General features: G+C 64.3%; 21 protein-coding genes. 7 read left to right on the forward strand and 14 right to left on the reverse strand.

What is annotated here, in order from left to right; genetic code table 11:
- Positions 1–38: 38 nt before the first annotated feature.
- From ABD283_RS06370 to ABD283_RS06385, 4 genes are all read right to left on the reverse strand, one after another.
- Positions 39–902: an amino acid ABC transporter permease gene (locus tag ABD283_RS06370; protein ID WP_344224139.1), complete on the reverse strand. Its 864-nt coding sequence runs from the start codon at positions 900–902 to the stop codon at positions 39–41.
- Positions 899–1,585: an amino acid ABC transporter permease gene (locus ABD283_RS06375; RefSeq protein ID WP_344224140.1), complete on the reverse strand. Its 687-nt coding sequence runs from the start codon at positions 1,583–1,585 to the stop codon at positions 899–901. Before ABD283_RS06375 ends, ABD283_RS06370 begins: the two co-directional genes overlap by 4 nt.
- A 66-nt stretch (positions 1,586–1,651) precedes the next feature.
- Positions 1,652–2,476, reverse strand: coding sequence for a glutamate ABC transporter substrate-binding protein (locus ABD283_RS06380; protein ID WP_344224183.1), 825 nt, complete (start codon positions 2,474–2,476; stop codon positions 1,652–1,654).
- Positions 2,477–2,548: 72 nt separating this feature from the next.
- A complete protein-coding gene (locus ABD283_RS06385; RefSeq protein WP_344224141.1) occupies positions 2,549–3,346 on the reverse strand; it encodes an amino acid ABC transporter ATP-binding protein in 798 nt (265 codons plus the stop codon).
- Between the two features lie 129 nt (positions 3,347–3,475).
- Between ABD283_RS06385 and ABD283_RS06390 the strand changes: the two genes are divergently transcribed.
- The 3 genes from ABD283_RS06390 to ABD283_RS06400 all read left to right on the forward strand — a co-directional run bounded on the left by ABD283_RS06390 (position 3,476) and on the right by ABD283_RS06400 (position 5,788).
- Entirely contained in the window at positions 3,476–4,258 is a 783-nt protein-coding gene (locus tag ABD283_RS06390) for an LOG family protein (RefSeq protein ID WP_344224142.1), read from the forward strand.
- Positions 4,255–5,520 (forward strand): hypothetical protein, encoded by a 1,266-nt coding sequence (locus ABD283_RS06395; protein WP_344224143.1) that lies wholly within the window; start codon positions 4,255–4,257, stop codon positions 5,518–5,520. The genes ABD283_RS06390 and ABD283_RS06395 overlap by 4 nt, the downstream gene beginning before the upstream one ends.
- Before the next feature lie 100 nt (positions 5,521–5,620).
- Positions 5,621–5,788, forward strand: a complete 168-nt coding sequence (locus ABD283_RS06400; RefSeq protein ID WP_016997557.1) for a DUF3117 domain-containing protein — start codon at positions 5,621–5,623, stop codon at positions 5,786–5,788.
- A 176-nt stretch (positions 5,789–5,964) separates the two neighbouring features.
- Here the strand turns inward: ABD283_RS06400 and ABD283_RS06405 are convergent, their stop codons facing one another.
- Positions 5,965–6,597 carry an O-methyltransferase gene (locus tag ABD283_RS06405; protein ID WP_344224144.1) on the reverse strand — a complete coding sequence of 211 codons (633 nt, stop codon included), beginning with the start codon at positions 6,595–6,597 and terminating at the stop codon, positions 5,965–5,967.
- A gap of 400 nt (positions 6,598–6,997) precedes the next feature.
- Between ABD283_RS06405 and ABD283_RS06410 the strand changes: the two genes are divergently transcribed.
- Both ABD283_RS06410 and ABD283_RS06415 read left to right on the forward strand, forming a co-directional pair.
- Positions 6,998–7,558, forward strand: coding sequence for a hypothetical protein (locus tag ABD283_RS06410; protein WP_344224145.1), 561 nt, complete (start codon positions 6,998–7,000; stop codon positions 7,556–7,558).
- 46 nt (positions 7,559–7,604) lie between these two features.
- Positions 7,605–7,961, forward strand: coding sequence for a twin-arginine translocase TatA/TatE family subunit (locus ABD283_RS06415; protein WP_344224146.1), 357 nt, complete (start codon positions 7,605–7,607; stop codon positions 7,959–7,961).
- 103 nt (positions 7,962–8,064) lie between these two features.
- Here the strand turns inward: ABD283_RS06415 and ABD283_RS06420 are convergent, their stop codons facing one another.
- From ABD283_RS06420 to ABD283_RS06430, 3 genes are read right to left on the reverse strand one after another with little or no spacing between them, the layout of a single operon-like run.
- Positions 8,065–9,273 (reverse strand): Mrp/NBP35 family ATP-binding protein, encoded by a 1,209-nt coding sequence (locus ABD283_RS06420; protein ID WP_344224147.1) that lies wholly within the window; start codon positions 9,271–9,273, stop codon positions 8,065–8,067.
- Positions 9,270–9,920: a DUF1003 domain-containing protein gene (locus tag ABD283_RS06425; protein ID WP_344224148.1), complete on the reverse strand. Its 651-nt coding sequence runs from the start codon at positions 9,918–9,920 to the stop codon at positions 9,270–9,272. The genes ABD283_RS06420 and ABD283_RS06425 overlap by 4 nt, the downstream gene beginning before the upstream one ends.
- Positions 9,913–11,211, reverse strand: coding sequence for a magnesium transporter MgtE N-terminal domain-containing protein (locus ABD283_RS06430; RefSeq protein ID WP_344224149.1), 1,299 nt, complete (start codon positions 11,209–11,211; stop codon positions 9,913–9,915). Before ABD283_RS06430 ends, ABD283_RS06425 begins: the two co-directional genes overlap by 8 nt.
- A 140-nt stretch (positions 11,212–11,351) precedes the next feature.
- On the opposite strand from ABD283_RS06430, the gene ABD283_RS06435 reads away from it, so the two are divergent.
- Positions 11,352–12,473: a YflT domain-containing protein gene (locus ABD283_RS06435; RefSeq protein WP_344224150.1), complete on the forward strand. Its 1,122-nt coding sequence runs from the start codon at positions 11,352–11,354 to the stop codon at positions 12,471–12,473.
- Between the two features lie 106 nt (positions 12,474–12,579).
- Here ABD283_RS06435 and ABD283_RS06440 read toward each other — a convergent pair whose 3' ends face one another.
- The gene (locus ABD283_RS06440; RefSeq protein WP_344224184.1) at positions 12,580–14,163 is read right to left on the reverse strand and encodes an aminopeptidase P family protein; all 1,584 of its coding nucleotides are present in this window, start codon (positions 14,161–14,163) and stop codon (positions 12,580–12,582) included.
- Positions 14,164–14,260: 97 nt separating this feature from the next.
- Here ABD283_RS06440 and ABD283_RS06445 point away from each other — a divergent pair, with 97 nt between their 5' ends.
- A complete protein-coding gene (locus ABD283_RS06445; RefSeq protein WP_344224151.1) occupies positions 14,261–15,112 on the forward strand; it encodes a PHP domain-containing protein in 852 nt (283 codons plus the stop codon).
- A gap of 104 nt (positions 15,113–15,216) precedes the next feature.
- Here the strand turns inward: ABD283_RS06445 and ABD283_RS06450 are convergent, their stop codons facing one another.
- The 5 genes from ABD283_RS06450 to ABD283_RS06470 all read right to left on the reverse strand — a co-directional run bounded on the left by ABD283_RS06450 (position 15,217) and on the right by ABD283_RS06470 (position 20,013).
- On the reverse strand, positions 15,217–16,065 hold the full coding sequence (locus tag ABD283_RS06450; RefSeq protein ID WP_344224153.1) for an urea carboxylase-associated family protein: 849 nt from the start codon (positions 16,063–16,065) through the stop codon (positions 15,217–15,219).
- 72 nt (positions 16,066–16,137) lie between these two features.
- Complete coding sequence (locus ABD283_RS06455; RefSeq protein WP_344224154.1) at positions 16,138–17,007, reverse strand: DNA-methyltransferase; 870 nt, start codon at positions 17,005–17,007, stop codon at positions 16,138–16,140.
- Between the two features lie 6 nt (positions 17,008–17,013).
- Positions 17,014–18,702 (reverse strand): DEAD/DEAH box helicase, encoded by a 1,689-nt coding sequence (locus ABD283_RS06460; protein ID WP_344224155.1) that lies wholly within the window; start codon positions 18,700–18,702, stop codon positions 17,014–17,016.
- A 336-nt stretch (positions 18,703–19,038) separates the two neighbouring features.
- Positions 19,039–19,272 carry a DUF3107 domain-containing protein gene (locus tag ABD283_RS06465; protein WP_344224156.1) on the reverse strand — a complete coding sequence of 78 codons (234 nt, stop codon included), beginning with the start codon at positions 19,270–19,272 and terminating at the stop codon, positions 19,039–19,041.
- Between the two features lie 84 nt (positions 19,273–19,356).
- The gene (locus ABD283_RS06470; protein WP_344224157.1) at positions 19,357–20,013 is read right to left on the reverse strand and encodes a TetR/AcrR family transcriptional regulator; all 657 of its coding nucleotides are present in this window, start codon (positions 20,011–20,013) and stop codon (positions 19,357–19,359) included.
- Positions 20,014–20,027 lie beyond the last annotated feature (14 nt).

The raw sequence follows: 20,027 nt of genomic DNA on the forward strand, positions 1-20,027 counted from the left end.
CATGCTGTCGTTTGAGGCGACGACGCCGCTTGGCCGGCTCAGCCGGTTTCGTCACCGGCCGCGGCCTCATGCAGGGGCCTGGTTTTGCCGGCGGTGCGGTAGCTGAGTAGGCGCGACAGCCTGCCGGCGACGAACGTGAGCACCGAGTTGATGATCATGAACACCACGGCCGCCAACAGAAGCGTCTGCAGGATATTGCCGTCACCGGAACCCAGACGCCGCGCGGACGCGAGCAGTTCCGGGTAGGTGATGATGTATCCCAGTGCCGTGTCCTTGAGGATCACCACGAACTGGGAGACCAACGAGGGCAACATGGCCGTCAGCGCCTGGGGCAGGAGAATACTGCGCAGCGCCTGGGACGGGGTAAGACCCACGGCCAGACCGGCTTCACGCTGTCCCTTGGGCAACTGGTAGACACCCGAGCGCACGAGCTCCGCGATGACCGAACCGTTGTACAGGATCAACGCGATGACCACGGCCCAGAACGGGGTGTTCGAAGGCTGGATCAGACCGGTGCGTGCCAGGCCCAGGTAGAAGAAGATCATCATGACCAGCACGGGAACCGCGCGGAAGAACTCGACCACCACGGTGGACACGGCCCGCACGATCCACAATCCCGACAACCGGCCCAGGCCGAAAATTAGACCGAAGACCACGGAACCCACCACGGCCAGTGCAGCGGCCTTGAGCGTGCTCACCAATCCGGGGATCAGGAAGTTGCTCCAGGTGCGGTCGGTGAACAAGGCGGACCACTTGGCGGGTTCCAACTGGCCCTGTTCACCCAGCTTTTGAAGGACCAACCACACCAGTACCGCCACGACCAAAACGGCCACGACGTTGAGGATCATGGTGACCCGCTTGGCCCGTGGACCCTGAACGTCAAAAAGTACCGAGGTGCTCATCGCTTCACCGCCAGTTTCTGCGACAGCCACGTGGTCAGCAGACCCACGGGAATCACGATGATCACGAAGCCCAAGGCTACGGTCAGGAACACGGCGATGATCACGTCCGGCCGGAACTCGATCATGGTTTTCATCAGTGCCGAGATCTCCGTGACGGAGGCCGCCGCGGCCACCGTGGTGTTCTTGGTCAGTGCGATCAGGGTGTTACCCAGGGGCGTGATGGCCCCGCGCAGTGCCTGCGGGAAGATGATCAGCCGGGCCGCCGGAAGGAAGCTCAGTCCAATGGCTCGGGCCGCCTCAGCCTGGCCCGCGGGAACGGTGTTCACACCGGACCGGATGGCTTCGCACACGAAGGCTGCGTGATAGATGCTCAGGCCGATCACCGCGTAGATGAAGAAATTGCGGTTGAAGTCGTCACTGAAGCTGATGGTCAACTGCGACCACACGCCCAGCACCAAGAACACCAGGATGATGGTCAGCGGGGTGTTGCGGATCAGGGTCACGTAAGCGGCACCGACGGCTCGCATGGATGCCGCCGGGCTGATGCGCATGAGCGCCAGGACACTACCCAGCACCATGGAACCGATAGCGGCCCAGAAGGTCAGTTGGATGTTGACCCAGAATGCACCCAGCACGTCGTACTGGGATAACAGTGAAGCAAAGTCACTGAGGTAATCGGACACGTTTTCCTCCCGGTGTACCCGGTGGGGATCGTTGAGAACCCCACCGGGTGCGGGTCAGTCAGTCAATCAAGCGCAGGCGTCGGGAGTGGGCGGGTTCAAGTCCTCGTTGTACTCGTAATCAGCGCCCTCGGTGTTCTTGGTGACGGCCTCTTCCCAAGCCCCGTCGTCAATCATCTTGGTGATGGCATCGTTGATGGCCTGGCACTGGTCGGAATCCTTGGGGATGCCCACGCCGTACTTCTCCTCGGTGAAGGGGTTACCCACCACCTTGAAGTTGCCGGAATTCGCGTCCGTGGCGGCCAAGCCGGCCAGAATGATGTCATCCGTCGTGACGGCGTCAACACCGCCGGAGCCCAACATGGTCACGCAGTCCGCGTAGCCGCCCTGTTCCACGAGGTTCACGGTGCCCGCGTACTCGTCCTTGATCTTCTGGGCCGAGGTGGAACCGGTCACGGAACAGAGGTTCTTGCCCTCGAGGTCCTCGGGGCCGTTGATGTCGTTGTTGTCCTGGCCGACCAGCAAGTCCTGGCCTGCCACGAAGTACGGGCCCGCGAAGCCCACCGACTCCTTGCGCTGATCGGTGATGGAGTAGGTCGCGAAGATCATGTCGACCTGGCCGTTGGAGAGCATGTTCTCGCGGTTGGCGGAGGGGGACTCGACCCATTCGATCTGGTCTTCCTCGTAGCCGAGTTCCTTGGCGACGTACTTGGCTACGTCCACGTCGAAACCTGTGTATTCCTCGCCGTCCTTGAAGCCCAGGCCGGGCTGGTCGTACTTGATGCCGATGCGGACGGAATCGCCGCCGCCGGAGGACTCTCCGCCGCCGTCGTCATTGCCACCGCACGCGGTGAGGGTCAGGGCAGTGGTAGCGGCCAGGGCCGCGAGGGTCATGGGTTTTCCGTACGTCACGGGGTGCTCCTTAGTGATGGGTGAAACTGCGCGGTGATGAGCGGTGCTGAGGCATCAGTGACCCAGAACCTTGCCGAGGAAATCCTTGGCACGGTCACTGCGCGGATTGGTGAAAAATTCTTCCGGGGTGTTCTCTTCGACGATGGCGCCGTCCGCCATGAACACCACGCGATCGGCCGCGCGACGGGCGAAGCCCATTTCGTGGGTGACCACGACCATGGTCATCCCCGCCTTGGCCAGGGACACCATGGTGTCCAGGACCTCGTTGATCATTTCCGGATCCAGGGCAGAGGTCGGCTCGTCGAAGAGCATGACCTTGGGGTCCATGGCGAGTGCGCGGGCGATGGCCACGCGCTGTTGCTGGCCGCCGGAGAGCTGGGCGGGCAGCTTATGCGCTTGATTGCCCACGCCCACCTTGTCGAGCAGTTCCATGGCCCGCTCCTCGGCCTGCTTCTTGCTGGCTCCGCGCACGCGCATGGGGCCGAGCGTGACGTTCTGCAGCACGGACTTGTGCGCGAACAGATTGAAGGACTGGAACACCATGCCCACGTCCGCGCGTAGTTTTGCGAGCGCGCGGCCTTCTTTGGGGAGAGCTTTACCGTCCACGGTGATCTCACCGCTGTCAATGGTTTCCAAGCGGTTGATGGCGCGGCACAGCGTGGATTTTCCCGAGCCGGAGGGCCCGATGACAATGACCACCTCGCCCACGGAGACTTCCAGATTGATGTCCTTGAGCACGTGAAGATCGCCGAAGTGCTTATCCACGTGCGACAGCCGGACCAGGGGTTCTCCGGTGCGTGTTTCGGCCCCGGCGCCTGGCGCGGTGTCGGTGGAGGCGGTTGAGTGTGACATGCAAGTAAAAGTAGTGCACGGATTGACCAAATGTGGTCTACAACACAAAGCCGAATGTTAAAGTTCGGTTTCATTTTCGTCACGCGGTGCGCGCAGCTGCGTGTCCCCGGCAGGCCGTAGCCTGGAACCATGACCTCTCCCTCTGATTCCACTCCAGATCAGGTGCCACCCGAGCGGTTCAAGGGCCCGGTGGTGCTGCGCCGTTCGGAAATGGCGCGGCGCACCTCCGACCAGCGGTTCTTGGACCAACACCCGGAAGCTCCCGGGGATTTCACCCGCACGGATCCGTGGCGGGTGCTGCGCATCCAGGCGGAGTTCGTGGAGGGTTTCGACGCTCTGGCAACCTTGGGGCCCGCGATCTCCGTGTTCGGTTCGGCGCGCACGCCGCAGGATCATCCCGAATATCACATGGCTCGGGAGATCGGCAGGGCTCTCGGCCGGGCCGGTTACGCCGTGGTCACCGGGGGTGGTCCCGGTGTCATGGAGGCCGCCAACCGCGGTGCGGTGGATGTGGGTGCGCAGTCGGTGGGGATCGGAATCGAATTGCCCCACGAGCAGCGGCTCAACGATTGGGTGGATCTGGGGATCAACTTCCGGTACTTCTTTGCGCGGAAAACCATGTTCGTGAAGTACACGCAGGGGTTCGTTGCGCTGCCCGGCGGTTTCGGCACGCTGGACGAACTATTCGAGGCGCTCACCCTGGTGCAGACGGGCAAGGTCACCCGTTTCCCCGTGATCCTCCTGGGCACGGCCTTTTGGTCGCCGCTGATTGCCTGGCTTGAGCAAACGGTGGCCTCGGAGCTGAAGATTGCCCCCGATGATCTTGACCTGTTCCACGTTACGGACAGCGTGGAACAGGCGGTGAGCATTCTGGTTGAGGCGCACGCGGCGTCGAACGGTTCCGACGCATGAGCAGTACGTCCGTCTCGGCAACGCGGCGTTCACGAGTAACAAGCCCCCTGCTCGATGCCTGGAACGAGACCCCGTGGTGGCTGGCCGTGGTGGTGGTGTACGGGCTGTCCCGGGTGTGGGGTTGGATCGTCTTCACGGTGGTGGGGCGCCAGCAAGGCCCCGGGCCCTGGGGCGACGGCGCCATGGGGTACCTGCAATTCGTGGATATCTGGGATTCGGATTGGTACAGGCGGATTTTCTCGGAAGGCTACCCGTCACAGATTCCGCGCGACGTGTTCGGCCACGCGGAGCAGAATCAATGGGCCTTCTATCCCGTGCAGCCCCTCCTGGTCCGCGGCATCGATGCCGTCACTGGGAGTGGTTGGGCTCTGACCGCGGCCACGGTGTCATTGCTCGCCGGGTTCGGTGCGGCGCTGGCGCTCTATAGAATTTTCGACGGCGTTCCAGCCCTGCGCGAGCCGCGCTGGGTCAACGGCGTGGGCAAGGCCCCGCTGTGGGCGGTAGGAGTCTTCGCTTTCAACCCGGTGGCACCGGTGCTGCAGACACCGTACTCGGAGGCGCTGCACCTGCTGTTTCTGAGCCTGGCCATCCTGTCGGTACTGCGGTACAAGGCGGTGCCGGCCGTGATCTTCACCGTACTCATGGCCCTCACTCGGCCCACGGGTGTGGCCTTCGCTGCTGCCCTGGGTGTGTGGTGGCTGTGGCGCAGTGTGGTGAGTGTGCGGCGTCGTGAACGGAAGTGGTATCAGTGCGCGGACCGGTGGCTCGTGGTGGCCTTGATCGCGTGCGCTGCAGCCTTGAGCTGGCCCGCGATCGCGTGGGCGGTCACGGGGGAATTCACCGCCTACACCGATACGGAAACGGCTTGGCGCGGAGACAACCGGGTGATCCCCGTCCTGCCGTGGGTGGACCGGGGCGTGCACCTCTTCGGGCCGATCGTGGGCGTTGTGGCGCCTTTCGTGCTGGTGGCCGCGGTGGTCCTGATGCTGCGGTCCCGCGTGGTGAAAGAGGCTCTGCCGTTCTTCGCCCGGGTGTGGATCGCGGCGTACGGGGTGTATCTCCTCTTGGTCCTGCACCCGCAATCCTCCACGTTTCGGCTCCTGCTCCCGTGGGCGCTGCTGGCCGGGCCGCTCGTGCACCTGTCCGGCTCCAAGGCTTATCGAACCCTGCTCATCATCACCGGAGCCATCCTGCAGTTCGTGTGGGTCGGATGGCTGTGGCACTGGAAACAGCTGCCCGGTGGCGGCGATTTCCCGCCGTGACGGCCCTGGTCTGCAGCTCTGAAGGGTGGGGCTGGTCACGGCAGCCGGTCAGTGTTCGATAAGATGGAATCCGTAGGTACACACGAAGAGGAGTTCATACATGGCGGCCATGAAGCCTAGAACCGGTGACGGACCGATGGAAGTCACCAAGGAGGGGCGCAGCCTCATCATGCGGGTCCCCCTGGAAGGTGGCGGACGCCTGGTGGTGGAGCTGAAGGCCAACGAGGCCACGGAGCTTCGCGAGTGCCTCGCCAAGGTGACTGAGTAACGGCCGGTTGACCACCGCTCGACAAACCTCGAGGGTCCACACACATAACGTGTGTGGACCCTCGAGGTTTGTCGTGTCCGGGCAAGACTTTGTCGTACCTTCGCAATTTCAGGTGGGTCGACGGCGGCGCGCATTCAACGGTGGCCCGCTGGAGAAATCAGCTCCCTGATCGACGGTCAGCGGCGCACGGCCAGCAGCACGCCGGTGCCCGTGGGGAGCAAAGTGCTTGCCAGCCGTTCCTCGCCGCGCAGTGTGCGCACCACGTCGCGCATGATGACCGTGTCCTCGTCCCGGTAGGCCGGTTGGGACACACGGTCCTGGTGCAGCGCATCGTTGACGATCAGCATGCCACCCCGGCGCAGCAATCGGGCACCCTCGATGACGTACTCGGCCGTATTGGCGAGGTCCGCGTCCAGGAACACCATGTCGTAGGAGTTCTCGGTCAGACGCGGCAGCACCAGCGAAGCCGCACCGGAAATGGTGCGAGTCCGTTTCGTTTCGAATCCGGCCTCCCGGAAAGTGTCACGGGCAGCACGCAGTGCGCGGATGTCCGTGTCGATCGTGGTCAGTACGGAATGTGAGGGCATGCCCCGCAGCAAGGACAGTCCTGAGACGCCCGCGCCGGTGCCCACTTCCACCACTGTGGCAGGCCGCGCGGAGGATGCCAGCACCGTGAGCAGAGCGGCGGTGGCGGGGGTGACCGGGTCCAGCCGCAGTGCCAGGGATCGCTCGCGGGCACGGTACGCGGTTTCGTCGTCCGTGGCGTAAGCCTCGCAGTAGGCCCAGCTGGTGGTCTTATCCGTACTCATGGACGTTAGTGTGCCCTTCGCTGCTTCCCTGGTGGTCATGGACCGCGGCACGAGTGCCAGTGCGGTAATGATGGTTCAGCTTATCGCGGTCCCCGCCGCCCCCGCGCACCTTGGTAGTGAGGAGGCCGCTGAGCGGATTGCCGTGTGCTGCTGAGGAGAGCCGTGCGGAGGCCGGAGAATTTCCCGTGACCATCCAGATCGCTGTCAGCTTCACCGCACAGAATGACAATGTCTTGTCACCGATCCACCGCCCGACTTCCGAGAGGGGGAGACCACGCTGAGCACCCTGTATCGAAACAGCTCTCGCAGCCACCGGGCCCCGAATCGCCGCACGGTTGTTGTCGCAACCACGGTGGTGCTGTGCGTCACCGCTGCTCTGCTCGTGGGCGTTGGATGGTCGGTGGGTCACAAACTCAACTCTTCCGGTAGCGCGGATGTGCCTCCCGCCGCCGCTGCCTGGAACGGCAGCCACGGCATGATCAAGACCGCCACCGAAACGGATGCGCAGGCGTTGCGCGCGGAAGGCTGGACCCTCCCGTCCCTCGCATCCGAGGGATATCAGGTGGAATCCATGGTCCAGGGAGAAGTCGCCGGGCAACCCATGGTGGCGATCACCTTGGTGAACGACCAGCACAGTGTTCGAGTCATCGAACAACGCGGTCACGTCAACCCGGACAACCCCGTGGACGGTGCCACCGGCCTGCCGGTCAGTGCGGAGGGATTGCATGAATCCGCAGTGGAGGGCACCCAACTGTGGGTTGTCCGATCCGAGCCGCGGCGGGCCGTGATGTCCCGAGACGATGTCGTCTACACGGTCATGACTGATGCTTCCCCCTCCGCCCTGTCGCGTACCCTTACCCTTGTAGCCGCGGAAGAACGAGGTCGCGTCACGCTGCCGGGTTCTGAACCGAATGGCTTCGGATCCACGGTGCTCGATGGGCTGCGGGAAATTATTGGGTAAACGCGGCGTTCACGTTCGCGTCATACGGCGTTGGTAGGTTCGGTAAGTGTTCGGCATTTCTGGCGGAGAAGCCATCCTCATCCTCGTGGTGGCCATGGTGGTCATCGGTCCCGAACGGCTGCCCGAATACGCGGAGAAGCTCAAGGATCTGATCAAATCCTTGAAGCGTTATGCCACCGGGGCCAAGGACGACCTCAAAGAGACGCTCGGCCCCGAATTCTCAGATGTTGATTGGCGCAGACTCGATCCGCGGCAATACGACCCGCGGGTGATTGTGCGAGAGGCCCTCATGGAAGAGGACGAACCCCAGGCCCCCGCGTATCAGGCCGCCTCGGCCGCGGCACCCACGGTCCGCAGACTGGAACCCGGTGAACGAGCGCCCTTCGACACTGAAGCCACGTGAGCCGGCGAGGATTCACCAGCACCATGAAAAGACCCGTTGTCCGGCCCAGGCCGGACAGCGGGTCTTTTCATGGTGCTCGAGCGGTCGGCTCAACGTGTGTTGTTCAGCCCCGCGGTGTGATGCCCAGACTGCGTCCGACCAGGTTGCGACCCTGCTCGTCCAGGGCCTTGGCCACGGCCCACAGGTGCTCCGCCGCCGGGGAATCGGGATGGGCCCACACGGCGGGTTCGCCACGGTCGGCGGCCTCGCGCACGCTCACGTCCAGCGGGATTTCCCCGAGCAGCGGCACGTCATAGCCCAAGCGTTCGGTCAACGACGCCGCGATGTTCGCACCGCCGCCCGATCCGAAGACTTCCATGCGGGTGCCGTCCGGCATGACCATGGCGGACATGTTCTCGACCACGCCCGTGACCTTCTGATCCGTTTGCTGGGCCAATGCACCGGAACGTTCGGCCACGGTCACCGCAGCGTGCTGCGGGGTGGAAACCACCAGCACCTCCGAGTTGGGCAGTAACTGGCCCACCGAGATAGCAATGTCGCCGGTGCCCGGGGGCAGGTCGAGCAATAAATGATCGAGATCGCCAAAGTGGACGTCCGTGAGGAATTGCTCCACGGCACGGTGCAGCATGGGCCCGCGCCAAGCAACGGGCTGTGACGGGTCCACGAACATGCCGATGGAGATCACTTTGATCACGCCCCGGTTGGCTCGGCGCTGGGAGGCGCCCGGAGCGGCGTCGTCGTAGGGAGTCTTGAGGCCGGCGGGAACCTCGACCACCGGCGGAAGAATCATGTCACCCACCCGCGTGGGTGGCTGGGTGATACCCAGCAGCCCCGGAACCGAGAAACCGTGGATGTCCGCATCCACGATGCCCACGGTGCGACCCATGGCCGCCAGCGCCGCGGCGAGGTTCACGGTCACACTGGACTTGCCCACCCCGCCCTTGCCACTGGTCACGGCGTGAACACGCGTGAGGTTGTGGGGGTCGGCGAACGGATTGGACTTGCGGTGCCCAAGCTTTTCCTGGAGTTCCTCGCGCTGGGCCGGGGTCATCACACCCACGTCTACGGACGTATCGGTGACGCCGTCGACGGCGCTCAGGGCCTCGGTCACGTCCGTCTCGATGGTGCCGCGCATGGGGCACCCGGAGACGGTCAACAGAATGGTCACCCGTGCGGTGGTGCCGTCCAACCGGGCGGACTGAACCATGCCCAGTTCGGTGATGGGCCTACGCAACTCCGGGTCGATGACCTTGTCGAGGGCGGGGCGTAGTCGAGGATCGAGTGTTTGTGGGTCGATGGGGGAGTCGGTCATGAATCCTTACCGTCCGCGGCCCTGGGAACCACGGGGATGGCCGTGGTGGCCGACTGGTTCTTTTTCTTCTTCTTGCCCTGACCGGGTTCCTTCTTGGGCGCTGCGTCAGCGTCGACCGGATCGGCCTGCTTGTTGTCCTGAGCTTCCAGAATTTCTTCGAGCAGGGACCGCAGTTCCGAGCGCACGTAGTCCCGGGTGGCCACCTCACGCAGCGCAATGCGCAGCGAGGCGATTTCCCGGGTCAGGTACTCGGTGTCCGCGAGGTTCTGTTGGCCGCGCTTGCGGTCCTCCTCCGCAACAACGCGGTCACGGTCGTCCTGGCGGTTCTGGGCGAGCAACAGCAGCGGCGCAGCATAAGAGGCCTGCAGGGACAGCATCAACGTCAACAGGGTGTAGTTGAGGGCGCGCGGGTCGAACTGCATGCTCTCGGGCGCCAGGGTATTCCAGCCCAGCCACACGAACACGAAGATGGACATCCACAGCAGAAATTGGGGGGTACCCATCCAGCGAGCAAACGTCTCGGTCAGCTGACCGAAAGAATCCGGATTGGGACGGAACCGTTGGAAGAAACTGGGGCGGTGCTCCCGCGGTTGGTCCAGCGGGACCGGGGCGTACTGGGAGGACAAATTGCGCTTGGGTTCACTCATACCGCTTACCCACCTTCCGGATCGGAGTGCCGTCATCGTAGGTGCGCCAGTCATCGGGCAGCAGCGCATCCAGCACGTCATCAATGGTCACAGCGCCCACCAGCCGATCCGCGTCATTGACGATCGGCAGGATGGTGAGGTCGTAGGAGGCCAGTTCCCGCGCCACTTCTTCGAGGGACGCCATGTCCGACACGGGTTCGATCGAACGATCGATCAGGTTGCCGATGGCCTCGGGCGGGGGATAGCGCAAGAGCCGTTGGGTGTGCACGAACCCCAAGTACTTACCCGTGGGGGTTTCCAACGGCGGCCGGCACACCAGCACCGCGGAGGCCGCGGCGGGGATGATCTCTTCCTGGCGGATGTGGGCCAGCGCTTCAGCGACCGTGGCCTCGGGTGGTAGCACGATGGGCACCGGGGTCATGAGCGAACCGGCCGTGCCCTCCTCGTACGTCCGCAGACGCCGCACGTCCTCGGCGTCCTCGGGTTCCATCATGGTGATGAACTTCTCGGCGTCCTCGGGAGGTAGCTCGTTGAGGAGGTCCGCGGCGTCGTCGGGGTCCATTTCCTCGAGCAGTGCGACGGCGCGTTCGTTGCCAAGGTGCGTCAGGATGAAGACCTGGTGTTCCTCGGGAAGCTCCTCGAGCACGTCCGCGAGGCGTTCGTCCTGTAGTTCCGCGGCAATCTCTAGCATGCGCTTTTCAGGCATGCCGCGCAGCTCGTCCGCGATATCCGCGGCCTGGTCCTCTTCGTGTTGGGAAATCCACTGGGTGGCCGGCTGGTGGCCTGCGTTGGACGGATCGTCCGTGTCCTCCCAATCCACGATCATGGTTTCACCGCGGCGTCGGATTAACCCTCCGCTGGAGACCGAACGACGCACGAACAACTGGCTGATCTGCCAGTCACCGCGGTTGCCCACCTGTTGCATGGCCATGTCCTCGATGGTGGCGGCACCGGAACCGTCCAGGAGGGCCACGGTGCGGTCGAAGAGCTCGCCCACGGCCAGCGTCTCCGCACCGCGCTGCTCGAAGCGGCGCAGGTTCACCAGACCGGTGCAGATGATCTGATCCGCGTCGATACTGGTCACTCGCGTCATGGGAACGAAGACCCGTTTCTTGCCGAGCACTTCGACCACCAGGCCCACCACGATGGGTCGGGCCATGGGTTGACCACGGCCCCCGGTGCGCAAAAGCACCACGAGGTCACGCAATCGACCCAGACGGTCACCGAGCGGGTCGAACACGTCCAGGCCGATCAAACGGGCCACGAAAATTTTTGAGAGGTTTGTGCTCACCGTCCCAGCCTAATGAACGGGAACGAATGAGCGGCATTCGTGCCGGTGAGATTCGGCTGACAAGTCCTCGATGTTCACCGGTCGCGATGATTCAGGGGTTTCCCTGCTGCCTACCGAGAAACTACGCGAGAATAAGTCACATGAGTTATTCGTCCAGGGGCCCCATGACACTGTCCACCACCGCCGAGATCCCGCGCGGTGAAGCCATCGGACGTTACACGAGCTACGCGGACGCGCAGAAGGCCGTGGACTACCTGGCCGACCAGCAGTTCGAGGTGGCCAAGATCTCCATCATCGGCAGCGACCTGAAGTCCGTCGAGCAGGTGACCGGTCGCTTGTCCTACCCCAAAGTGGCGCTCCAAGGTGCCCTCAACGGCGTGGTGTTCGGTGCGTTCTTCGGCTTGTTGATGTCACTGTTGGGCGGCATGGACCTGGCACAGGCGCTCTTGCTGCCCATCATCATGGGTGGCGCCTTCTGGATGTTGCTCGCGACCATCACGTACGCGATGCAGCGCGGCAAGCGTGATTTCACCTCGACCAACCGCATTGTGGCGGGCAGCTACGAAGTGATCGCGGCACCCGAAGTTGCGGGTGAAGCCCGGAACGTCCTGGGCGGTCTCAACCTGCGCCAGGCCCCGGGGCCCCGGCCTCAGCAGGGCGGTTGGAATCAGCCCCCGCAGGGCCCCAACGGGCCGCGTGGGCAGTGGGGTCCGCAGCAGGGGCAGTGGGGCCCCCAAGGGCAGAACGGACCGCAGGGTCAGAACTGGTCGCAGGGCCGCCCGGGCGCACCCGGTCCCAACGGTCCCCAGGGATACTCCGGACCGTACGGCGGCCAACCGGGTCCCCACCAGCAGGCGCCTCAGCAGGGTCAGCAAGGGTGGCGCGGTGGACCCGGCCAGCAGAGTGGGGCACCTCAGCAGGGCTATTCGAACGGCCCCGGACAACAAGGTCAACAGGGGCAGCCCGCCTATGGACAGCGCGTGCAGGATCAGCCGCAACAGCAGCCGGATTCCAACCGCTCCGCCAAGTTCCCCGATCTGCCGGACGGCCGCCCGCAGTACGGCATCCGCCTGGAACCGGAAGCACCGGCTCAATCCCCAACGCCAACGCAGCAAAACCCGCAGGGGGCAGGGCCGGCTCAAGGTACCGCGGAAGAACGGAGCCCGCAGCAACAGGGTTCGTCCCCGGCCAACGCGCCGTGGTCCAAGGATCGTTCCGAAAACCAGGATTCCGGTGACTCGGAACGAACATCGGATCAGTAGTTAGACCGTTCAGCACCCGCGGCTGAGCGCAACGCCTCCGGGCATGAAAACGGCGGTGGTCACTCCCAAGGAGTGACCACCGCCGTTTTCGCGTTCCTGACGCGACTTATGCGTTGGCGGAGCGGTTCCAGATCCCCTGGATCCAGGTCTCCACGTCCTCGGGGGAACGCGGAAGGGCCTCGGAGAGGTTCTCGTTGCCGTTTTCGGTGACCAGCACGTCATCCTCGATGCGCACACCCATGCCCCGGTATTCCTCCGGGATGGACAGGTCCTCGGCCTTGAAGTACAGCCCGGGCTCAATGGTGAACACCATGCCCGGTTCGATTACGGCGTCCAGGTACAGCTCGCGCTTGGCCTGGGCGCAGTCGTGCACGTCCAGCCCCAGGTGGTGACTGGTGCCGTGCGGCATCCAGCGGCGGTGGTGCTGGCCGGCCTCGGACAGGGACACGTCCGCCGACACGGGCAGCAGTCCCCATTCTTCAAGTCGCTGAGCCAGAACCTTCATGGCGGCAGCGTGGACGTCGCGGAACTTGTTGCCGGGCACGGCGATCTCGAAGGCGGCGTCGGCGGCGTCGAGAACCGCCTGATAAACCTTGCGCTGGATGTCCGTGTAGCTGCCGTCCACCGGCAGCGTGCGCGTGAGATCCGCGGTGTAGAGCGACTCGGCCTCCACCCCCGCGTCCACCAAGATCATGTCGCCGGGCTTGACGGTGCCGTTGTTGCGGATCCAGTGCAGCACCGTGGCGTTGTTGCCCGACGCCGCAATGGTGTCGTAGCCCAGGTCGTTGCCTTCCAGCCGGGCGCGGGAGAAGAACGCACCTTCGACCACGCGCTCGCCGCGGTCGCCGCCGATCGCACGGGGGAGTACTCCCACGATGTCCTCGAAACCGCGAATCGTGGCGTCCACCGCGTGACGTAGCTGGCCGATCTCGTAATCATCCTTGATGAGGCGCAGTTCGCTCAGCGCCTCGGTGAGCTTGGCGTCCTTGGCATCGGACTGTTCCAGATCCACTCCGGTGTTCAAACGGGAGGTGTCCACCAGGGCGTCCATGTTGAGGTCCACGTCGCGCACCAGCCGAATGGTCATGCCACCCAGGGCGGCGTTTCCGGCGTTGACCGTGACCGCGTCCTCCAAACCGGAGAGGTCCTCGGTGGGCAGGTCGAACTCGTCGGAGAGCTGCTGCAGCGTGGGGCGCGGACCCACCCAGAACTCACCGTTCTTGGCATCCGCGTAGAACTCGTCCGAATCCCGGCCGGCCATCGGGTGGAAGTACAGGGTGGCGGTGTGACCGCTGCCGTTGTCACCCTGGCCGTCCTCGGTGGGCTCCATGACCAGTACGGCCTCGGGCTCGTGGTCCACACCCATGCCGGTCACGTGCGCGAATGCCGAGTGCGGGCGGAACCGGTAGTCGGTGTCGTTGGAACGCACCTTGGGGGCGCCGGCGGGAATCACCAGGCGCTCATCGGGGAACAAGCGCGACAGCTTGGCGCGGCGAGCCGCGGCGTACTCGGCGACCTCGGAACGGGGAGTGTTCGTGGTTTCCGGAGCGGCCCACCCTGAGGCCATGAAATCACGGAAGGCCTCGGTGTTCGGGCGCTGTGAACGGTTGTCCACACGCTGCTCGAGAGGCTGCTCTTCGGTGTCCTGGGAGCCGGTGGACGGGGTGACGTGCTGGGAGCTTGCGCTCATGTACGTATTCATCTCCTTGGTGCGCTGGATCGCTGCAATCGTTGCTTCCATGGTGCCACGCGGGTCAAATGCGGGCCGGCGGGTATCGTTGCCAGTGATGCGCATCGACCTCCACACCCACTCCATTGCCTCGGACGGGACCGAAACCCCCGCCGACGTCGCTCGCTCGGCTCAGGCCGCCGGTCTGGACGTTTTCGCGTTGACCGATCACGACACCACCGCGGGGTGGCAGGAAGCCGGTGACACCGCCGTGGAGTTGGGTATCGCCTTCGTCCCGGGGATGGAGATCACCTGCACAACCTCCAACGGGGTCTCGGTGCACATGCTCAGCTACCTGCATGACCCCACACATCAGCCGTTGCTCACCGCACTGGAGTCGTCCCGCTCCGGCCGGCTCACCCGCGCACGGCGCATGGTGGAGTTGCTGGCCGTCGACTACGACATCACGTGGGAGGACGTCGAGCGTCACATGGGTGAGGACGCCACCGTGGGGCGACCGCACATCGCTGACGCCCTGGTCGAACTGGGAATCATCTCCAACCGTTCAGCCGCCTTCTCCGACATCCTCTCGGGGCGTTCACCGTATTACGTGCGGCACACGACCATTGATCCGGTGGAGGCCATCAATCTCGTGCGAGCCGCCGGTGGGGTTCCCGTGTGCGCGCACCCCATGGCACCCACGCGCGGTCGGATTCCCACGACCGCAGATTTCGACGCAATGATCGACGCCGGTCTGGCCGGCCTTGAGGTGGCCCACCGGGACAACCCGGACGAGACACGAGCCATCCTCATGCAGATGGCGACCGACCACGACCTGATCGTGACCGGCTCCAGCGATTATCACGGCAAGGGCAAACCCAACGTGTTGGGGGAGAACTCAACCTCCGTGCAGTCACTGACCCGCATCAACGAGCAGGCCACCTCCGGCGTGGAGGTTCGGTGGCCGTGAGTCGAGCTCAAGACGGAGCTCGGCCGTGTGAGGTACCGACTCTGGCCTGATCCCGGTGCGTAGCCACGCCAGAGCGGGAGCGGAGAACGGAAGCGCGGAGAGATTCAGCTCCAGGGCTTCTCTGCAAGGCCATGGTGCCCGCCGTAACGCGGGGACTGCGGTTCACTCCAACTGCTGGTCAGTTCCGCATCCAGTGAGTAGACGGTTACGCCCAGGGGATGGCAGTTCTCGACCGGATCTTCGTTGTCCTCCCCGAACATCGGTGCGGACAAGTCGCCGCCCGGGCACGCCGAAAGTGCCACCAGCAGATCCTGCTCGGCAAAAAATTCGAAGTAATCCCCTGGCTGTGCCGGGCAGGTATTCATGAAGTATTCGTCACGGTCATTGAGGCCGGTGCATTGGAAGACGTTGAGTACGTCATGGACATCGAATTCGGTGAGTCCGTAGGGCAGCACGGCGCGGGTCAGATTCGAGTGACAGTGGTAATCGAAATCCACGTCGTTGAGCATGCGTGACACGTAGGGATCGCATCGGGTACCCAGGGTGTCGTGGACGCGCCCACCCTCGCCGTCCACACCGTAATCGGACAGCGTGTCACCCACGATCGTGGCCATGGGCCGTAAGAAGGGCAACGTGGACCACAGCCGGTCGAACGTGCTGACGTGGGCGGCCTGCAGCTGGCGGGTACGGGATGCCCAGAAGCGCTCGCGGGGATCGTGTCGGTTCCATAGGTTGAGGTCTCCCACTTGCGGGCCCTCCACGCTGTAGATCCGGCACACGTGGCCGGCGGGTACTTCCCACGCCCGACCCGAGCGGATTGGGACGGTCAGTTCATCGACCACCGTCCGCCGGTCGGTGTCCTGGCCGATCCGACCGTAGAAGTCCTGATCGACTTGTAGCGCAGGCCCCTGGTAGGCGGCTTCGGTCAGGCGCTGGTCCGGTGTTTCTGGCACGATGGCTGGCTCGCTTCGCTGCGTTGAGGGTGGATCGTATCGGGACGAAACGGTACGTGCGTGACCGTAGCATCAGACCGTGTGCACTGCGGTCCCGGGCAACCGCTCGGACATGATGTCGATGGCCTCCGGGTTCACATCCACGCACACGAATTTCCGGCCGAGCAGCTGGGCTGCCGCACCCGTGGTGCCGGAGCCGGCGAAGAAATCGAGCACCCAGTCACCGGGACGCGATGACGCGGCAACGATGCGGCGCAAGACCCCCACGGGTTTCTGCGTGGGATAGCCGGTCTTCTCCTTGCCGGTGGGGGAGACGATGGTGTGCCACCAGACGTCCGTGGGCAGTTTGCCGCGGGCGGCCTTCTCCGGCCCCACGAGCCCCGGTGCCATGTAGGGCTCCCGGTCCACTTCCGCAGAATCGAAGTGATACTTCTTGGGGTCTTTGACGTACACCAGGATCGTGTCGTGCTTGGACGGCCACTTGCGGGTGGATTTACCACCGAAGTCGTAGGCCCAGATGATCTCGTTGAGAAAACTGTCCCGGCCGAACAACGCGTCCAACATGATCTTGGCGTAGTGGACTTCGCGATAATCCAGGTGCAGGTACAGAGTGCCGTCCTGGGTCAGGAGACGTTTGGCCTCGACCAGCCGCGGTTCCAGGAACGCGAGATAGTCGGCGAAGGAGTCGTCGTAGCGGCGCAACTGCCCCATGACCGTTTCGTAGGAACGACCGGAGAATCCCACGCGGTCGCCCTCACCATCTGCAACCGGGATGGACTTGGTGGTCCGGCGCACCTGGGCCCGGCCCGTGTTGAACGGCGGGTCCAGGTAAATCACGGTGAAGGACTCGTCCGGCAGCGTGCTCAACACCGCCAGGTTGTCGCCCTGGACAATGCAGCTGTCCCCGAGGGGATCGAACCGGAACGAGTCCTTCTCCGTCAATGCGATTTACTCCGAGCCGGGGCCTGCCTGCTGGGTGTCACCCTGCTGGCTGTTGCCATGGTTCTGTCCTTGGTTCTGGCCAGAAGGACGACGGCGACGACGACGCCGCTTGCGGCCACCGTCCGTGGCCTCCACGGTCTTTTCGCGCTCGGCCTTTTCACGATCGGCACGGGGCCGTTCGTTCTCGGACTTGCCGGGCGCCTCGGACGAGTTCTCATTGCGGCCGTGCCCGCGACCGCCGCGGCCCCGGCCACCCTGGCGGGTGCCCGACGAGCGGGAGTCTCCGCTGCGGCGTCGTGAATCCGAACCTTCGCGCGGGGAACGCGACTTCTTGCCCGGCTCACCCAGGTCCTCGAGCGTCTCGGCATCGAGGCCTTCGTGGGTGCGCTGGCCCTTGGGAAGCCGACCCTTGGTGCCCTTGGGGATGTTGAGGTCGGTGTAGAGGTGCTCGGAGGAAGAGTAGGTCTCTACGGGCTCCGGGATACCCAGCTCGAGTGCCTTGTCGATCAGACGCCACCGGGGCACGTCGTCCCAGTCGACGAAGGTGACGGCCGTACCCTTGTTGCCCGCGCGGCCGGTACGGCCGGTGCGGTGCAGGTAGGTTTTCTCATCCTCGGGGCACTGGAAGTTGATCACGTGAGTGACGTCTTCCACGTCGATACCGCGGGCGGCCACGTCAGTGGCGACCAGCACGTCCACCTTGTTGTTACGGAACGCGCGCAGGGCCTGTTCACGAGCGCCCTGACCCAGGTCACCGTGCAACGGGGCCGCGGCGAAACCGCGGTGAATCAGTTCGTCGGCCAGCTTGGCAGCGGCCCGCTTGGTGCGGGTGAAGATGATGGAGCGACCGCGGCCCTCGGCCTGCAGGATGCGCGCAACCACCTCGTCCTTGTCCAGGTGGTGGGCGCGGTAGATGACCTGACGGATGTCCTTCTTGGTGCTGCCCTCGTCCGGTGCCGCAGCACGGATGTGCATGGGGCGGGTCATGTAGCGGCGAGCCATGGCGACCACGGGGCCGGGCATGGTGGCCGAGAAAAGCATGGTCTGGCGAACCTCGGGTACGGCGCTGAGCAGCTTCTCCACATCGGGGAGGAAGCCCAGATCCAGCATCTCGTCCGCTTCGTCCAGCACGACGAGACCCACGTGGCTCAGGTCCAGGTAGCGCTGGCGATTGAGGTCGATCAGACGACCCGGGGTGCCCACGACGACCTCGACACCGCGCTTGAGCTCCTCGATCTGGGACTCGTAGGCGCGGCCGCCGTAAATGGTGGCCACGCGGGCATTGCGGGTCTTTGCGGCTACGGCCAGGTCGTTACCGACCTGGACGGCGAGCTCACGGGTGGGAACCACGATGAACGCCTGAGGGGAACCGGGAGACTTGAGCTTGTCCCACCCGGGATCATCCCGGCCGACCACGCGCTGCAGCGCGGGAATGCCGAAGCCCAGGGTCTTACCGGTACCGGTCTTGGCCTGGCCAATGATGTCCTGACCGGACAGCGCCACGGGCAGGGTCATGGACTGAATGGGGAAGGGGGAGGTGATGCCGTGATTGGCCAGTGCATCCACGATGTCCTGGCGCACTCCGAAGTCCGCGAAGGTCTCCGTTACTTCGGGTTCTGCGGTTTCGATGGCCTGGGTTCCGGCCTCGTCGGTGTCCGGGCCGTTCGGCTCGGTGGTTACGGTAATTTCGGTCACGATGGTCCTTTGATTCGGGTACATCGCGGGGCCCGTCGCCGACACGCTCGTGTCCGCCCCGGTGAGGGGAGGTGGCGAGAACGCCGGGGGCCGCCGCGCGGCGAAGTGGAAGCCGATCGTGAAACAAATGCAGATCCGGGGCACGCGGAGCATTGCGATGGACAACAGCTCCGGGCCAACTCGGACGAGCGAAAAGTGAACGTTACGGTCTCAACCGACGACCGGTCATCCTGTCAACGTTTTCCAGTGTAACTGCCCGGAGCACAAAGCACCGCCTCACGGTGGTGAGGCGGTGCTTTCGTGAGTCCGGTGGCCCGTGATCCGGCGGGCTGGGAATCAGCTCTGCGGCAGCGGGGTGAAACCGACGTGGCGCTTGGTCTCGGTGCCGGTTTCCACGTAGCCGATCTTCTCGGACGGAACGACCGTGGTGGTTCCCTTGGAGTCCTTGAGGACCAGGGGAGAGCCTGAGCTGAGGGCTTCGGTCACTTTGGCCTCGACCTCGTCCGCGGTCAGGTCTGCGTTGACCGACAATTCACGACCCACGTTCTGGATACCGATCTTGATCTCCACGTCGGTTTACCTCCTGGTTGGTTGAGGGGCGCAGCTCGCGGCGCGAGACAGACACCTGTGATTGAGAGCCAGTCTAGGAGCGGCTTACTGCCAATCCTCATCGAGGATGCTGATTCCGCCCCAGGCTAAACGGAACACCTGCTCTTGTGCTTCCTGGCGGGAGCCGCTCTCCGGATGCTGGGCCCAGTACACGGCGGCAGTTTGCACCATCTGCACCAGGCCCCGACCGAGCATCGCGGCTTGGGTGTGAGGAATGCCCACGTTCGGGCCGAGCACGGACGCGATGATGCCGGCCAGACTGTCGTAGAAGTTGTTGAGCCTGTCAGCGACCTCAGGGAAAGCCAACAGGTCCGCACTGAAGACCAACCGGTGGGCCTGCGGCTGATGCTCCACGAACTCGAAATGGGTATCGATCATGGATTCCACGCGGGTCCGGTTGACATCACTGGCGGCCAAGGAATGGTCCAACTTGGCGGACAGATCTACGAGCGTGTATTCCACGAGGGCCAGGTAGAGCTCCCGCTTACCCGGGAAGTGCTGATACAGAACCGGCTTGGAGACCCCCGCTGCGGCAGCAATGTCGTCCATGGACGTGGTGTGGTAACCACCGTCAGCAAAGGCGTTGAGGGCAGTGGCGAGCAGCTGCTCGCGGCGGTCTTCTTTGGCCATCCGCGGCGCGCGAGAGTAGTTGGAGGTTCCGGCCACAGCTTGTTCCGGTTGGCTCTTCGGTTGCAGGTTCATTGTGATCCTCCTCG

Origin of the sequence: Kocuria atrinae (genome assembly GCF_039531425.1) — a bacterium.
GTDB classification, from domain to species: Bacteria; Actinomycetota; Actinomycetes; order Actinomycetales; family Micrococcaceae; genus Kocuria; species Kocuria atrinae.

Coding starts and splice junctions, on each gene's coding strand:
- ABD283_RS06370 (WP_344224139.1), bottom strand. CDS start 902: ATGAGCACCTCGGTACTTTTTGACGTTCAGGGTCCACGGGCCAAGCGG.
- ABD283_RS06380 (WP_344224183.1), bottom strand. CDS start 2,476: ATGACCCTCGCGGCCCTGGCCGCTACCACTGCCCTGACCCTCACCGCG.
- ABD283_RS06385 (WP_344224141.1), bottom strand. CDS start 3,346: ATGTCACACTCAACCGCCTCCACCGACACCGCGCCAGGCGCCGGGGCC.
- ABD283_RS06390 (WP_344224142.1), top strand. CDS start 3,476: ATGACCTCTCCCTCTGATTCCACTCCAGATCAGGTGCCACCCGAGCGG.
- ABD283_RS06395 (WP_344224143.1), top strand. CDS start 4,255: ATGAGCAGTACGTCCGTCTCGGCAACGCGGCGTTCACGAGTAACAAGC.
- ABD283_RS06400 (WP_016997557.1), top strand. CDS start 5,621: ATGGCGGCCATGAAGCCTAGAACCGGTGACGGACCGATGGAAGTCACC.
- ABD283_RS06405 (WP_344224144.1), bottom strand. CDS start 6,597: ATGAGTACGGATAAGACCACCAGCTGGGCCTACTGCGAGGCTTACGCC.
- ABD283_RS06420 (WP_344224147.1), bottom strand. CDS start 9,273: ATGACCGACTCCCCCATCGACCCACAAACACTCGATCCTCGACTACGC.
- ABD283_RS06425 (WP_344224148.1), bottom strand. CDS start 9,920: ATGAGTGAACCCAAGCGCAATTTGTCCTCCCAGTACGCCCCGGTCCCG.
- ABD283_RS06435 (WP_344224150.1), top strand. CDS start 11,352: ATGAGTTATTCGTCCAGGGGCCCCATGACACTGTCCACCACCGCCGAG.
- ABD283_RS06440 (WP_344224184.1), bottom strand. CDS start 14,163: ATGAGCGCAAGCTCCCAGCACGTCACCCCGTCCACCGGCTCCCAGGAC.
- ABD283_RS06445 (WP_344224151.1), top strand. CDS start 14,261: ATGCGCATCGACCTCCACACCCACTCCATTGCCTCGGACGGGACCGAA.
- ABD283_RS06470 (WP_344224157.1), bottom strand. CDS start 20,013: ATGAACCTGCAACCGAAGAGCCAACCGGAACAAGCTGTGGCCGGAACC.